This window comes from Streptomyces sp. NPDC003042, from assembly GCF_053591315.1.
Genome location: NZ_JBSFTP010000084.1, coordinates 18,535 through 32,198, shown reverse-complemented (window position 1 = coordinate 32,198; position 13,664 = coordinate 18,535). Strand labels below are relative to the sequence as shown.

Annotated in this window: 13 protein-coding genes; 5 read left to right on the top strand and 8 right to left on the bottom strand. The window is 70.1% G+C overall.

The genetic code is table 11. The features are described from left to right. Window positions 1-57 precede the first annotated feature (57 nt). The gene (locus ACWDYJ_RS30285; RefSeq protein ID WP_451568775.1) at window positions 58-492 is read right to left on the bottom strand and encodes a hypothetical protein; all 435 of its coding nucleotides are present in this window, start codon (window positions 490-492) and stop codon (window positions 58-60) included. Between the two features lie 534 nt (window positions 493-1,026). On the opposite strand from ACWDYJ_RS30285, the gene ACWDYJ_RS30280 reads away from it, so the two are divergent. Next, window positions 1,027-1,413 carry a hypothetical protein gene (locus tag ACWDYJ_RS30280; RefSeq protein WP_451568774.1) on the top strand — a complete coding sequence of 129 codons (387 nt, stop codon included), beginning with the start codon at window positions 1,027-1,029 and terminating at the stop codon, window positions 1,411-1,413. Window positions 1,414-1,859: 446 nt separating this feature from the next. On the opposite strand, the gene ACWDYJ_RS30275 is transcribed toward ACWDYJ_RS30280, so the two are convergent. The 7 genes from ACWDYJ_RS30275 to ACWDYJ_RS30245 all read right to left on the bottom strand — a co-directional run bounded on the left by ACWDYJ_RS30275 (window position 1,860) and on the right by ACWDYJ_RS30245 (window position 9,324). Next, window positions 1,860-2,447 carry a hypothetical protein gene (locus ACWDYJ_RS30275; RefSeq protein ID WP_451568773.1) on the bottom strand — a complete coding sequence of 196 codons (588 nt, stop codon included), beginning with the start codon at window positions 2,445-2,447 and terminating at the stop codon, window positions 1,860-1,862. 136 nt (window positions 2,448-2,583) lie between these two features. Then, complete coding sequence (locus ACWDYJ_RS30270) at window positions 2,584-4,647, bottom strand: RICIN domain-containing protein (RefSeq protein ID WP_451568772.1); 2,064 nt, start codon at window positions 4,645-4,647, stop codon at window positions 2,584-2,586. 341 nt (window positions 4,648-4,988) lie between these two features. Further along, complete coding sequence (locus tag ACWDYJ_RS30265; RefSeq protein WP_451568771.1) at window positions 4,989-6,302, bottom strand: MFS transporter; 1,314 nt, start codon at window positions 6,300-6,302, stop codon at window positions 4,989-4,991. After that, complete coding sequence (locus ACWDYJ_RS30260; RefSeq protein WP_451568770.1) at window positions 6,299-6,940, bottom strand: ArsR/SmtB family transcription factor; 642 nt, start codon at window positions 6,938-6,940, stop codon at window positions 6,299-6,301. Before ACWDYJ_RS30260 ends, ACWDYJ_RS30265 begins: the two co-directional genes overlap by 4 nt. Window positions 6,941-7,015: 75 nt before the next feature. After that, window positions 7,016-8,110, bottom strand: a complete 1,095-nt coding sequence (locus ACWDYJ_RS30255) for an alpha/beta hydrolase (protein ID WP_451568769.1) — start codon at window positions 8,108-8,110, stop codon at window positions 7,016-7,018. Between the two features lie 170 nt (window positions 8,111-8,280). Continuing rightward, window positions 8,281-8,733 (bottom strand): RICIN domain-containing protein, encoded by a 453-nt coding sequence (locus ACWDYJ_RS30250; protein ID WP_451568768.1) that lies wholly within the window; start codon window positions 8,731-8,733, stop codon window positions 8,281-8,283. A gap of 315 nt (window positions 8,734-9,048) precedes the next feature. Continuing rightward, entirely contained in the window at window positions 9,049-9,324 is a 276-nt protein-coding gene (locus ACWDYJ_RS30245) for an isoamylase early set domain-containing protein (RefSeq protein ID WP_451568767.1), read from the bottom strand. A 427-nt stretch (window positions 9,325-9,751) separates the two neighbouring features. On the opposite strand from ACWDYJ_RS30245, the gene ACWDYJ_RS30240 reads away from it, so the two are divergent. The 4 genes from ACWDYJ_RS30240 (at window position 9,752) to ACWDYJ_RS30225 (ending at window position 13,646) form a co-directional block, all read left to right on the top strand. Then, on the top strand, window positions 9,752-11,515 hold the full coding sequence (locus ACWDYJ_RS30240) for a S8 family peptidase (protein ID WP_451568766.1): 1,764 nt from the start codon (window positions 9,752-9,754) through the stop codon (window positions 11,513-11,515). 10 nt (window positions 11,516-11,525) lie between these two features. Beyond that, window positions 11,526-11,798 carry a hypothetical protein gene (locus ACWDYJ_RS30235; protein ID WP_451568765.1) on the top strand — a complete coding sequence of 91 codons (273 nt, stop codon included), beginning with the start codon at window positions 11,526-11,528 and terminating at the stop codon, window positions 11,796-11,798. A 156-nt stretch (window positions 11,799-11,954) separates the two neighbouring features. Beyond that, window positions 11,955-13,079, top strand: a complete 1,125-nt coding sequence (locus ACWDYJ_RS30230; protein ID WP_451568764.1) for a CapA family protein — start codon at window positions 11,955-11,957, stop codon at window positions 13,077-13,079. Window positions 13,080-13,130: 51 nt separating this feature from the next. Next, window positions 13,131-13,646 (top strand): ArsR/SmtB family transcription factor, encoded by a 516-nt coding sequence (locus ACWDYJ_RS30225; protein ID WP_451568763.1) that lies wholly within the window; start codon window positions 13,131-13,133, stop codon window positions 13,644-13,646. Window positions 13,647-13,664: the final 18 nt, after the last annotated feature.

The following is a 13,664-nucleotide window of genomic DNA, read 5'->3' as shown; positions in this document are numbered from 1 at the left end:
GGCCGTGGGCCTCTCCGGCGTCTGCCGTGTCGGGAGCAGCTACGGGGCTGTCAGCCCTCACTTGCCGAGCTTCGCCTTCAGGTCCTCCTTGAGCTGCTTCTTGATCACCTGCTTGTCGACCTTGTTCACGGTCCCGCCCGTCCCCGTGCCGTCCCCGCCCACCGCGGTGGCGTCACCCTGATTGATGGCGTCGGCGCTGGCGTTACCGCCGGTGGCGTTACCGGTGTTGATCTCGCACTTGCCCTTGCAGCTGCCGACACCGGAGTTGGCGTTGCCGCCGGTAGCGGTACCGCCCACCGTGGTGTTCTCGGCATTGGCGTCGCCGCCGGTACCGATGCCGTCGGCGCTGTCGGCAGGGAGGAGGGTGACGGCCTGCTGCGGGACGGCTGCCGGTGCTGCCATCGCGGTCGCCGGCAGGGCGATACCGCCACCCACCAGCGCCACGGAAGCTCCGGCCAGCATGATACGACGGGTCCAAAAACGCTCAGCCATGAGAATTCTCCATTCGGTGTCAAAAGGGTTTGCGAATCGCCCGGAAGAAACAGGCCAGGAACAATTCTTTCGGCCTCGTATTCTCCGGGGTTTCCCCGGTGAGGACGTGCTTCAAATAAACCCTGCGGGAGGACGTGCGTCACGCCACTCGAATACGTGGCTTGACGTCGTAAACCGATCTTGGTAAAAGGCTGCCACGGTGCCGGTGCAAGCCGTCCGGCGCCCGCCGCAGCCTTCAGCCGCGCCCCTCCCGCCACGGTGATCACGGCGGGTGCGGCAGAGGCGCCGGGCCCCTCAGCCTGCCGTGGGCGGGCTGCCGCCGCACCGTCCAAGCGTGCGGACACGTCGGCCGACCTCGGCGCTCCGGTCGACTGCGGGAAATCCTCGGGCGTACATTTCATATCGATCTCTGCCGCAGGCATGGAGTGGCGCGTTTTCTGTAATTCCCAGGCTTCCCTCGATGTGTTCGTCGAGTACATGCCGGATGCATCCCGCATCTCCCGACCGGGCGTGGCATCGGAGGGGACTCCGCAAATGCGCAAGAAGATCATCAACACTCTGCTCGTGGCCTCCGCCATCACGGCGGCCTCCCTGGCGACGGCTCCGGCGGCGCAAGCCGGCCCTCAGGCCGAGGGGCTGCTCCTCGGGCAGCACCAGAATCTGGGCGGCGCCCAGTGGTTCTTCAACGGCAGCCAGTCCAACTTGGGCTCCATCGGCGCGGGAGACAAGGCCAGTTCCGCGCGCAACGACGACCGCGTCGCCTGGGTCCTGTACGACGACGCGGGGTACAGCGACCGCCGCTGCCTGGCCCCGGGCCGTTTCATCAGAGACCCGCACTACGGGGGGTGGAACTTCGGGGACAAGATCTCCTCGGTGAAACGCCTGACCACTGCCAGCTGCAGCGGCTACCCCGTCTTCTAGGACCGGCGACTCACCGCGAAGGAGCCCCGCACGCGGCCTGCGGGACGGCCTCCGTTTTCGCCCTCGGGTGCCGGCCGCAGCCAGTTCCCAAGCGGACCGGGTGCAGGGACTCGAGATTGGCTCGGAGTCGGTGTCCTTCGACGCGGACGACCTGCCCGGCTATGCCGGCGCCGTCTTCGACCACCTCGAGGAGCGACCGTCGCTCATGCGCCTGATGCTGCCGCAGGCTTGGTTCGCTGCGGCAGCAGCGGGCGGGACGGGCACCGGCCGGACACCTGAACGAGTCGTCGGCCGTACGCCGCATCACCTCGCCGCCCCGGAGCGAGGCCTGAAGCCCCTCCCCCGGCCCGGCGAGCCAGATCCGTCGCCTTGCGCCCGGGCCACCGCGAGTTCGACGTCGGAGATCGTCCGCGAGTACGTCGCTCACAGGCAGGGGCTCGCCGTTCTCAGGTGTTGGAGCGTCCTCGTCTGCGGCGGATCACGTAGCCGACGGCAGCGCCCGCCAGGGCGGTCGCGGCGACGCCTGCGGTCGTCCACCAGGCGGCATGGCCGGAGGTGTCGGCAGCCGGTGTCCGCGCCTGTGTGGGGGAAGGGGAAGGGGACGGCGTGACCGGAACCGGTGCGGTGGTGGCCGGCGCACCGTCCGGTGGGGACGGGTCGACCACCGGTACGGCGACGTCGCCTTCGCCGTGTCCGAGGGCCGGGAATCCCACGTCGACGGTGACCTTCCAGGCTCCGGGTGGCAGGATCTCGGCCGTGGTCCAGCCGGCGGGCGACGCGCCGGCGTCACGGACCAGGCGCCAGGGGCCCAGCGAGCGGGTGCCGTCGACGCTGACCGCGTTCACGGTGGCGGCGACCCCCTTGTCGACGGCGTCACCGTCGTTCTCCCACGTGATGTCCGTGGTGACGTGACCCTGGCGGTGCCCGGTTACCAGCACCTTCAGGGTGTCGCCGTGGGCCTGCGCCGAGGAGGGGATCAGGAACATGAGGGCGAGTGCGGCCAGTACGGCCGAACAGGCGATTCGTATGCGCATCGTCGCGGTGCTCCGTGTTGGCGGGGAGGGACGGGCCGGCGGACGGCCGCGCGGGGCGGCCGCCCGCCGGGTCGGTTTCGCGTCAGGGCAGGTACGGGATGAGGCGTTCGGACCAGCCGGTCAGCCGGCCAGCAGGTCAGCCGACCTTCTGAAGGGTCCAGACCTGCGCCGCGCGGCCGTCCGCACGCTGGAGTTCGAGCAGCCAGTTGCCGTAGTAGGGCCGGTTGCTCACCGTGAGGGCGTAGCCGCCGCCCGCGTCCGTGACGGTCACCGCGCCGTCGCGGGACGACAGTCGCCAGCTCTGCGCGTCGCTGGTGCCACAGGGCTGTTGTGCGACCCACATGCCCGCGGCCGGGGTGCCACCGGGCTGCAGACACTTGCCCGAGACGGCGGAGCGCATGCGGACCTTGCCGTCACCCGCGTCGTCGAAGTACCACTGCTGCTGGGCGTATCCGTTGGCGCGGGATCCGACGAGCACAGTGCCGTCGGCGGTGCGTCCGCCCCAGAGCTCGGCGGCCATGCCGGTGCTGCCGTTGCCGAGGGTGAAGCGGGCGCCGGGCGTGGTGGCGCCGCCGCCGGTGGCGGACGTACGGAACGTCGCGGCCTTGCCGGGCCCGCTGTCACGGCCGGCGCTGTCGCGGACGGAGACGGCGACCGTGTACGACGTGTCGGGCCGGAGATTGTAGATCCGCAGCACCTGGGACTGGACCCAGGTCAGGTGCTTGCCGTTCAGCAGGACCTGGTACCACGCGGCGCCTTCGGCCTTGGGCCAGCTCACCACGGCTGAGCCGGACGTCACCTGGCCGACGGTCGCCGCCGGACCTCCGGTGGGCTGTTTGGTCGGGCTCGGGGTCGGCGTCGGCTTCGAGGTCGGCTTCGGCGTGGGGGTCGGGGTGGGACCGGGGTCGGTGCCGCCGCCCTTCGTACGCATCAGGAACTGGTTGTCGGCCATGTTCCAGTGGGTGGCCAGGTAGCTGCCTGCCCTGGGACTGGTGTGGAAGTAGTCGTCGTGGTTGCAGTCGAGGATGTTCTCCGACGCCTGGTTGGTGCAGACGTTGCGCATCTTCGGGTAGTACGGGGTGTCCGAGTAGCACATGACGTCGAACTCGTCGGTGCAGTGGGCGCCCCGGCTGGTGTTCGGGGCGCTGTTGTTGACCGCGCCCAGGTTGTGGCCGAGTTCGTGGGCGGCGGTGTGGCCGCCCCAGCATCCGGAGTCCGTACGGCCGTAGGAGGGGCCGAAGTTGCTCAAGTTCGCCTGGCCGGGCCGCTCGTCGCCGTTGAACGTGCCGATGCCGCAGTAGACCTGCGAGTCGGCGAAGATCATGTACTTGCGGTCCCGGCGGTCGAGGCCCTTGGCCGCGAGCGCGGCGTTGGTCGCGCTGAACTCCGCCAGCGCCGATGACGGGAGCTCGATGTTGAGCACGGTCGGCGTGCAGTCGGCGGCCGTCACGTAGCGGATGTGTCGCACGCCGCCGGTTTCCTGGGCGCTCGCCGCGTAGATGAGGTCGGCGTCGGCCGCCCACTTCCGGAACGAGGCGACGTACTCGGAGTACCGGTCGCGGCCCGGTGCGTGTACGTACACGACCTGCACGCGGTTTCCGGTGCTGCCATCGCCGTCGCACTGGACGGTCTGGCCCGCGGGCCCTGCGGCTAAGGCCTGGCCGCCGGCGGACGGCGCGGGTGCGGCGGCCGCGGCGGCCCCCGCGTCGGCGGCGGGCGCGTCCTGAGAACGCCCGCCTCCTTCGGTGGTGGCCGGGTCATCGGTCGCGGGCCGGGCCGGATCGGCGGCCGGAGCCGTCTGCTTGACGGCGGGCGGGATCTCCCGCTTGATGTCGACGCCACGGGGAGGGGCGTCAGGACCGTGGGTGCAGAGCCCGGCTTCGGTGCGGTAGACGCCGGCGCAACGGTCGCCCTTCGGCGCCGCCTTGAGGCCGTCGTAGATCATGCCCCGCGCGCCTTCGTTGGCGGGCGCGTCCGCTATGGGTTCCGGTTCCTGGTCCCGGGCGGGCGCCGCGGCCGGTTCGGCCGGATCCGCGGCGGATCCCGAGGCCTGTGTGGGCGCCGCCGCCTGGGCGCCGTCGCCGAATCCGGAGTAGGCGACGCCGGTGGCTATCACCGCCGCCGTGGCCATGGCGGCGGTGACGAGTATCAACCGCCGGGGTTTGCGGCGGTGGTCGCGCCGTCTGCGGTTTCCTGGCATGCGCACCTCAAGTTGAGTTCGGAGGACTGGGTGCGCGGAAGCCTGCCAGACGAACGCGGCGAAGAATTCGGACAAAGAGGAGTACGCCGCGTGAAACCGTTCCGTTACCTACGGTGCCGTATCTGATGAACCATCAAACTACTGTGAGCATAAGGGAATTGACCTTCCGGGGCTGCAATGGTCCAGGCCTTTATTGATATGTCGTTATCGAATCGAAATAATCATGAGAGGCTTACTGACGCGAATTCAGTCAACGATTCACCTAATTACTACCTGTCGAATTCCCCCCGTCACGACCCGTGAGGAACCGGCATGCGCCAGCGGCGGCGCGGACCACCGGGTCACTGGCGAGGTAGGAGCGACTCGCCGTCGGGATTCAGCGGAAGTGTGGAATCGCTCGTCGACTGACGGGACGTCGGCAGGTCTCGGGAGCGCCGGATCGGGGAGAAGAGCAGGATCAGTGCGGCGAGCGGAACCGCCGCTGTTGTGATCGCCATTGCCGTGCGGATCCCGAGCGCGGTTCCGAGCGCGCCGCCGAGCAGTGCTCCGAGGGGGATCGTCCCGTAGCTGAGGAACGCCGTGCTTGCGGTGAGGCGGCCGAGGAGTTCCGGCGGGCAGTAGCGCTGCTGGAAGCTCGCCTTGATGACGTTGCCGGCCACGACGCCCGCGGAAACACAGAAGCCGCCTGTCACGAAGAGCAGGATCCCGGCTCCGCCGACCGTCAGCGGGATGAGCAGAGCGAGCACGGGGAGACCCAGTTCGAACAGAAGCGTCGCGCGGGCCGTGCCGACCCGGCCGGCGACCCGGCGTGCGACGAACGCCCCGGCGACGCCTCCGGTGCTGGTGGCCGCGATGAGTGCGCCGACCATGCCCGGGTCCAGACCGACGCTCCGGACGAGGAAGACCACCTGGATCGACTGGTATCCCATCAGGGCCAGGTTGGAGGCGGCCCCGAAGAGTGTCAGCGTGCGGAGCCAGGGGTCGTCGGCGATCAGCCGCAGGCCTTCGCGGACGTCACTGACCAGCGCTTTGGCGTGATGGTCGGTCCTGGTGACGCGGGGCTCGCGATGCCGGATGCCTGCCAGGCAGAGGAGGGAGACGAGGAATGTCGCGGCGTTGGCGAACATCCCGTTCACAGCGCCTGCCAACTGTGCGATCAAGCCGCCGGAGCCCAGTCCGGCGATCTGCGCGGCGGACGCGCTGCCGTGCAGTTTGGCGTTGCCCTCGGGCTGGTCGTCCGGTTCCAGAATGCTGGGGAGGTAGGCGCTGTAGGCGGTCTGGAAGAACACCGCCGCCGTGCCCGTCAGCAGTGCGACGGCCAGCAGGAGTCCGATGCTCAACCAGCCGAACCAGGCGGCGACCGGGACGCCGGCGAAGAGCAGGAGGGAGACCGCGGCGGCGACCAGCATGATCGGTCTGCGCCGCAGCCGGTCCACCCACACCCCGACCGGCAGACCGATGATCAGCCAAGGGGCCCATGCGGCGGCGCTCAGCAGCCCGACCTCGAACGTGCTGGCGTGCAAGGTGGAGACGGCGACCAGCGGCATCGCCACCCCGGAGACGGACGCGCCGAACTTGCCGGCCGTCTCACCGCACCACAGGAGCCGGAAATCTCGGTGGCGACGCAGGAGGCCACCGCGTACGCCCTGGCTCATACGGTGCCACGCTCCTTGCGGGGGAACGACTGGAGCTGCACGACGACGGGGAGCGCGTCCGGGTCGGGCACGGCGTCCGGGGCAGGGGTATGGCGGGCGATGACGGCCGTCAGCTCCGCGTTGAGCGCCCGGAGCTGATCGGGTGTCATCCGCAGGTCACGCCAGTCCGCGACGGTACCGGCGCTGCGCCACCTGTCGTCCCAGTCCTCGCTGAGGTAGGTCATGACCCGGCTGAAGTACTGCCGCACCATTTCGTGCAGGTAGACCGACAGCGCGCCCCTGGAGTCGGGATCGTCGCGGAAATCGGTGGTGTTCAGTTCGTTCGTGACGCCGGCCCTCCTCCACCAGCGCTCGCGTTTCGTGCCCCGTCCGGTTTCCTCTTCGATGAAGCCGTGCTCGGCCAGGTGGCGCAGGTGCCAGCTGACGGTGCCGGTGTTCTCCCCGAGGCGTTCGGCGAGGCCGGTGGCGGTGGCGGGGCCGTCCAGAGTGAGCAGTTCGAAGATGTTCATCCGCAGCGGATGGGCCAGCCCCCGCAGGCTGCGCGCGTCGATGCGCCGGGTGGGCTTGGCGGGCTGTCGTGTGCGTTCGGCTTGGGCTTCGGGTTGGGGTTCACGCTCAGGTTCGCGTTCGTCGGGCATGTCCACAGCGTAGATTGCAGAGATCTCTCTGCATAGGAGTCTCTGCAGATATGTCTCTGCAACGTCCTCCGCGGCTCAGCCTGCCTCGGTGAACTCGTCCGCGAGGCGGGGGATGTAGTCCGCGAGGGCCGGTGCCCAGCAGCCGTAGTTGTGGCCACCGTTGCAGGTGGGAGAAAGGCTCGAGCCGTCGCCGTAGTTGACGAAGCGGCTCGGGATGGCCAACTGGTTCAGGCGGTTCTTGACGTTGGTGGACGCGATCACGGTCTTGCCGTCGATCAGCCCCTGGCTGCCCGTGTAGAGGGTGACCTTGGTGTCGGCGAGCTTGCTCAGGTTGGTCGGTGCGGCTGGGTTGACTTGGTTCCAGATGCGGTCGTTGAAGATCGCGTACGGCGAGCCGAAGATCGCGTCGCTGTCCACGACCGGCCCGTAGCCGGTGCAGTCACCGGTGCCCGAGGTGGTGGAGGCGCACCATGCGCCCGTCACGTTGAGCTCTGTGGCCAGCACGGCGGCGCGGACTTCCCACATGCCGAAGTCGATGCCGCCGGACAGGGAGGAGACATGCCCGAACAGGTCGGGCCGGGCCTCGGCGTAATGCATGGCTCCGAAGCCGCCCATGGACAGGCCGACGACCGCACGATGGTCTCGATCGGACCTGGTCCGCAGGTTGGCGTCGATGAAGGGGACGACCTGCTGGAGGTGGAAGGTTTCCCAGTTGGCGGCGCCCTCTGCGGTGTTCTGCATCAGCCAGTTGGCGTACCAGCCCTTCAGGCCGCCGTCCGGGACGACGGTGATCATCTGGTCGTTGCGCAGGGCGGGTGCCGCGGCGGCGTCGTTCACGCTGCCGCCTCCACCGTGCAGGAAGTACGTCACCGGCCATCGCTCGTCCGGGTTGGCGTAGTAGCCGCTCGGCAGGAAGACGCGGATCTTGTGTCGGCCGGAGAGCTGGGGGGTGGTGACGGTGAGAGTGAAGTCGGTGCCCGAGTGCACCTCGGTGGCCCCGGTGACCTGGGTCAGGCCCTGTCCGTCGGTGAAGTCCGGGATCGTGGGGGTGTCGGCGTAGGCGGCGGAGCCGGTGAGGGCGGTCGCCGCGACCGTCGCCACGGCGGCAGCGGTCAGCGCGGTGGCACGCAGGGCGGCGCGAACGCCGGTTTTGGGCAGTGGAAATCGCACGGTGGCTCTCTCTTTTTCCGGGAGACCGTCCATCTGGATCGGTCATCGATCGGTGAGTGGGCGGACGCGTTGGCCGCCCTGGACGCGGGCCGAAGGGATCGGGGCTGCAACGCGCATCCCGACCAACGTTGCGTGGGACGGCGATGTCGCGGTCCGGCGGATCATCGTGCTCAGGACCAGCTCTGGTAAGGGGTGTCGTTGCACGCCCACGTGCGGAAGCCCAGGGAGCTGTCGTCGATGCAGCGCAGGGTGTGCTGGTTCTGGAGGCGAACGGTGCCGTCGGCCCAGACCTTGACCCACCAGCTCTGCTGCGGGCTGGAGTTGCAGATCACGGTACGGAAGCCGTTGTCGGTGTCCTCGACGCAGCGGCCGGTGTTGATGTTCTTCAGTTGGCGCGTTCCGTCGCCCCAGACGTGCACGGTCCACAGCTGCGGATTGCTGCCGTTGCAACTCCACGTGCGGAAGCCGTTGTTGGTGTCGTCCATGCACCGGCTCGTGGCCTGGTTCCGGAAGGACTGGATGGCATCGTCGGTCCTCGCCGGGGCCCCGGCAGGGGCCAGGGCGCCGGTCGCCGGGACGAGGAAGGCGAGTGTGGAGGCACCGCCGAGCAGAAGTGTTCTCATGTCGCGCAAGCTAGCTGTGGAGACCCCGGGCCGGGCACCCGGAACAATCCGGAGTGACAGCGCCCGAGATCGCCACCGGGGTGATCCGCCGGGAATGACAGGCGCGGCAGTCGTCAGCTGGCCCGCGAAGTGCGCGGGATGACGGGCCGCACGGTACCGACCGGTGCCCGCACCCGTGGGTGGGGCCAACCAGAGCTGGTACACCCTGAGAGTGGAGGGCCCGGCCGACGGATCCCGAACCAGCTGTTTCGACTGGGGCGTGGCAGCCGAACGGGCCCCCACCACGCTGGTGGGGGCCCGCGCCGGTGAGCCTGATCAGGTGTGCAGGAGGCTGTTGACTCCGTCGTGCCCGTCGGCGTGGTCCTCGTCGAACCAGCGGTCATCCGCCGCCAGATAGCGGAAGGAGTGGACGCTCTTGGCGGGCAGGGCCACGGTGACCGCGCGCATGCCGTCACGGCGCGGCTCGAGGGGGTGGGCGCCGGGCTTCCAGTCGTTGAAGTCACCAACGACACTCACCGGACCGGGCGGGGTATCAGCGGGCAGGACGAAGGTGACCTGAGCGCGGTCCTTGAGCTGCTTGCGTTCGAGCATGACGGAAGGCTCCCGGTGACAGGATGGTTGTTTCGGCTCATACTCCGGCCCGCGTGCGGGGGCCGGCCCCCGCACGCGCCGGGAAGGCCCCCAGCTTCACCCGCCCGGCAGTGCGCTGAGCCATCCGGCTCAGCCTTGCCGGGCGAAGAACCGGAGGAGCTCCCGCTCCTCGTACGCGTGGCCGGTCGACGCCTCCCGGATCGGCGACGGGTGCGGATCCACGTACAACGGGGCCTCCCGCGACAGCAGTTGGCGACGCTAACGTCCTCCTCGCCGTCCGGTGGCCCCGCGTCCACGGTGCCCGGGCCCACGCCTGCGCAAGCAATCGAGTGACGTCCGAAGGGGAAGGCATGTCGGCCGTGCGCTCGCGCCGCCCGAGGACAAGGCTGGAGGCACCACCTCGACGAGCCCTGAAGGAAGAGCGACCATGGACTACACCAAGCTCGCGCCTCCGTTGGCAGCAACGTACGAGCGCTACCAGCAGGAAGGCGGCAGGCGCGAGCCGCTGAGGCAGCAGGCCCGGACACTCGGGCTCGTCTCCGTGCGGGAGCGCGCCAAGCCCCTGCGGGTTGTCGTCTCCCTCGAATGCGACCCGGACGCCCTCTCCGACAGCGGGCTCGGCGACGGCATCGTCCTCAACCAGGGCGGCACCCGGGTGAAGACCGCCATCGTCTCCCTCGACGAGCTGGAGCGGCTCAGCGAGCACCCCGGCATCAAGCGCATCGTGCCGGCCACCCGGCTGCGGCCGTACATGAACCTCGCTCAGCAGCACGTCGGCGTGCCTCAGTTCCGGGCGAGTTCCGGCCTGACCGGCAAGGGCGTCGTCATCGGGGTCGTGGACACCGGCATCGACACACAGCATCCGGTCTTCACCGGGCGCATCGACCGGATCTGGGACCAGACGCTGCGCGGCGGCTCCGGAGTGCCCGAGGGTCGGTACGGAGCGGAGTTCGTCAATGCCGGGATGGCCATGGCCGCCTTGTCCCGCGACATCGAGGGGCACGGCACCCACGTCGCCGGAATCGCCGCCGGCGCGGAGGGCATCGCTCCCGAGGCACGCCTGGTGATCGTCAAGACGGACTTCCAGGACGCCCACATCATCGACGGCATCCAGTACGTCTTCCGCGTCGCCCGTGACCTGGAGCTGCCCGCGGTCGTCAACCTGAGCCTGGGCGGCCACTTCGACCCGCACGACGGCACCGACACGATGTCCCAGTCGATCGAGGAGGAGACCGGCCCCGGCCGCATCGTCGTCTGCGCCGCCGGCAACGAGGGCGACGACGACATCCACGCCCGCATCACCGTCCCGCAGGGCGTCACCCGCACGATCACCTGCCACCCCGGCGTCTTCGACCGCAAGCCGGACATCTTCTGGCTCAACGGCTGGTACGCGGCCGGCGACCGGCTGGAGATCGCCGTGACCTCCCCGACCGGTGCGACGACCGCCTTCCAGCCGGTACGCACCTCGGGCACGCCGAGCGCCGTTTTCAACCTGCCCGGCGGCAGGGTTCAGATCACCACCCCGGGCCCCGACCCGGCCAACGGCGACATCAACTTCTTCGTCCAGGTCCAGCCGAGGATCAGCGGCGCCACCACCGTCACCGCCCCCGGCAAGTGGCGGCTGCTGCTGCGCGGGGCGGACGTCACCAGCGGCGAGGTGGACGTCTGGATGCTCGGCCGCTCCGACGCCAAGCCGCAGCCGCAGTTCAGCGGCCCGGGCGTGCACGACGCGGTCAAGGTCGGCTCGCCGGGAGCCGCCTCGGCGGCGATCACCGTGGGCGCCTTCACCACGCGTACCGAGTGGAGGGACATCGACGGCATCGACCGTGAGGCGTTCTGGCTGGAACCCGGTGACATCGCCGGCTTCAGCAGCGAGGGCCCGCGCCGGGACGGGGCACACAAGCCCGACATCACGGCTCCCGGCGCCATGATCATCTCAGCGCTGTCCCGGGACGCCGTGGACCTGGACCCGGGCTTCATCACGGACGAACAGCACGTGGCGTTCCAGGGGACCAGCATGGCCGCCCCCCTCGTCGCGGGGCTCGCCGCCCTCGTCCTGCAGCGCGACCCGGGCTGTGACCCCGGCAAGCTGAAGGAACTCCTGCGGCAGAACGCGGCCGTCCCCGGCGCCGCACCGGGCACCTTCGACCCGAAGTGGGGCCACGGCCTCATCAACGTCGCCAACCTCTGAGAATCGACCCGTGGACTACCGGAAACTCGACTCCTCCCTCGCCATGGCCATCGACGCCGAGGACCGCGCTCCCCAGGCCCGCGACCTCCTGGTGCTCGTACGTCTGACCGAACCGCCCTCACCGGCCCAGCTCGACCACCTGCAGAGCCGAGGAGTCGACAGCGCGGCCGCCCCCGGCCGCACCGTCATGACGGGGACCCTCTCCCGGGAGGACGTCGAAACCCTCTCCGACCAGCCCTGGGTCCTCTCCCTCACCCTGTCCGCCACCCGCAACCCGGCGTGAGCCCACCACCCATGCCCGAGAACGAAGAACCTTGACCTGGTCGTCGAGGGCGAGGCCGCGCGCGTGAGCGACGCCGGGCGGTTGCGCGCGCTCGCCGCGGCGTAGGAGGTGGCGCCGCCCCGGCACGATCCGCGAGACAGGTCCTAACCTGGAGGCGTGCAGGGTGAGCCGGTCACGCTGTGCCTCACCGGCGATGTGATGCTCGGCCGTGGCATCGACCAGATCCTTCCGCACCCCGGCGATCCGGCGCTGGCGGAGGCCTACGTACGCGATGCCCGCTCGTACGTCGAGCTGGCGGAGGCGGCGAACGGCCCGATCCCGCGGCCGGTGGACTTCTCCTGGCCCTGGGGGGACGCGCTCGGCGTCCTCGGGCAGGCCGCGCCCGATGCCCTGGTGCTCAATCTGGAGACCAGCGTCACCCGGCACGGCGAGCCCGCCGCCGGCAAGGGGGTCCACTACCGGATGAACCCCGCCAACCTGCCCTGTCTGACCGCCGCGCGTCCCGATGTGTGCGTGCTCGCGAACAACCACGTCCTCGACTACGGCCGGCCCGGCCTCGAGGAGACGCTGGAGGTTCTGGCCGGCGGCGGTTTCCGCACGGCGGGCGCGGGGCGCGACGCGGCAGCGGCCGGCCGGCCGGCGACCGTCCCCCTCGACAGCGGCGGACGGATCCTGGTCTTCTCCTTCGGCATGCCGTCCAGCGGCATCCCGCCGAGCTGGGCCGCCACGGCGGAGCGCAGCGGGATCGACTTCGTGGCCGAGCCGTCGAACGCCGCGGCGGCCGCGGTGGTCGCCCGGATCCGGCAGGTGAAAGAGCCGGGCGACGTCGTCATCGCCTCGGTCCACTGGGGTTCCAACTGGGGTTACCGCGTCCCCCGCGAGCAGATCCGCTTCGCGCACGCGCTCGTCGAGGGCGGCGCGGACGTCGTCCACGGGCATTCTTCGCACCACCCCCGGCCGCTGGAGGTGTACCGGGGAAGGCTGATCACCTACGGCTGCGGTGACCTGGTCGACGACTACGAGGGCATCACCGGCTACGAGCTGTACCGGGACGACCTGCGGCCGCTCTACTTCCCCTCGCTGGAGCCCGGCACCGGAGAACTGCGCGCGCTGCGCATCGTGCCCTTCCAGGCCCACAGGATGCGGCTGCGCCACGCGGCGCCGGAGGACGCACGGTGGCTGCGCGAGGCCCTGAACCGGATCAGCCACGGCTCCGGCGCACGCTTGCGGTCCGGGCCGGACGGCTCGCTCGTCCTCGCCGTCCGCGACCACGCCTGGTGAGATCGGTGCGGATACTTGCTCGGCATTACGTAGTTACGTAAAGTTGCTACCATGGATCTCAAGGAGCGCGTGGCCGAACTGGAACGCCGCCTCACGGCGCTGGAAGGGGCCGGCCCCGATCGGGCGGCCCACCCGCCCGAGCCGGACGGCGTCGCGGACTTCTGGGCCCTGGAGGCCTTGAAACGGCAGCTCGCCGACAGCGGGGCCGAGCAGGGCGGTGTGCTGTTCACCGGCGCGGTCGGACTGCCTACGGGCGAGCGGTACGAGTGGCAGTACGGGCTGTCCGCCGAAGCGCTGCTCGACGCGGACTGGTCCGACGCCGCCGAATCCTTCGCGGCCCTCGGCCATCCCGTCCGGGTGCGCCTGCTCAGGGAGATCCTCGCGGGCCACCGTACGGTCACCGAGCTGGCCGGGCTCGACGAGTTCGGTACCACCGGCCAGCTCTACCACCACCTGCGGCACCTCACGTCCGCCGGCTGGCTGGAGGCGACGCGCCGCGGCCGGTACGAGGTCCCCGGCGGGCGCGTCGTCCCGTTGCTGGTGATGCTCGCCGCGTCCCGGCCCTGACCCGCCCGGCCACCGACG

Excerpts from the sequence above, each read along its gene's own strand:
- ACWDYJ_RS30285 (WP_451568775.1), bottom strand. The coding sequence starts at position 492 with ATGGCTGAGCGTTTTTGGACCCGTCGTATCATGCTGGCCGGAGCTTCC.
- ACWDYJ_RS30280 (WP_451568774.1), top strand. The coding sequence starts at position 1,027 with ATGCGCAAGAAGATCATCAACACTCTGCTCGTGGCCTCCGCCATCACG.
- ACWDYJ_RS30275 (WP_451568773.1), bottom strand. The coding sequence starts at position 2,447 with ATGCGCATACGAATCGCCTGTTCGGCCGTACTGGCCGCACTCGCCCTC.
- ACWDYJ_RS30270 (WP_451568772.1), bottom strand. The coding sequence starts at position 4,647 with ATGCCAGGAAACCGCAGACGGCGCGACCACCGCCGCAAACCCCGGCGG.
- ACWDYJ_RS30265 (WP_451568771.1), bottom strand. The coding sequence starts at position 6,302 with ATGAGCCAGGGCGTACGCGGTGGCCTCCTGCGTCGCCACCGAGATTTC.
- ACWDYJ_RS30260 (WP_451568770.1), bottom strand. The coding sequence starts at position 6,940 with ATGCCCGACGAACGCGAACCTGAGCGTGAACCCCAACCCGAAGCCCAA.
- ACWDYJ_RS30250 (WP_451568768.1), bottom strand. The coding sequence starts at position 8,733 with ATGAGAACACTTCTGCTCGGCGGTGCCTCCACACTCGCCTTCCTCGTC.
- ACWDYJ_RS30245 (WP_451568767.1), bottom strand. The coding sequence starts at position 9,324 with ATGCTCGAACGCAAGCAGCTCAAGGACCGCGCTCAGGTCACCTTCGTC.
- ACWDYJ_RS30240 (WP_451568766.1), top strand. The coding sequence starts at position 9,752 with ATGGACTACACCAAGCTCGCGCCTCCGTTGGCAGCAACGTACGAGCGC.
- ACWDYJ_RS30225 (WP_451568763.1), top strand. The coding sequence starts at position 13,131 with ATGGATCTCAAGGAGCGCGTGGCCGAACTGGAACGCCGCCTCACGGCG.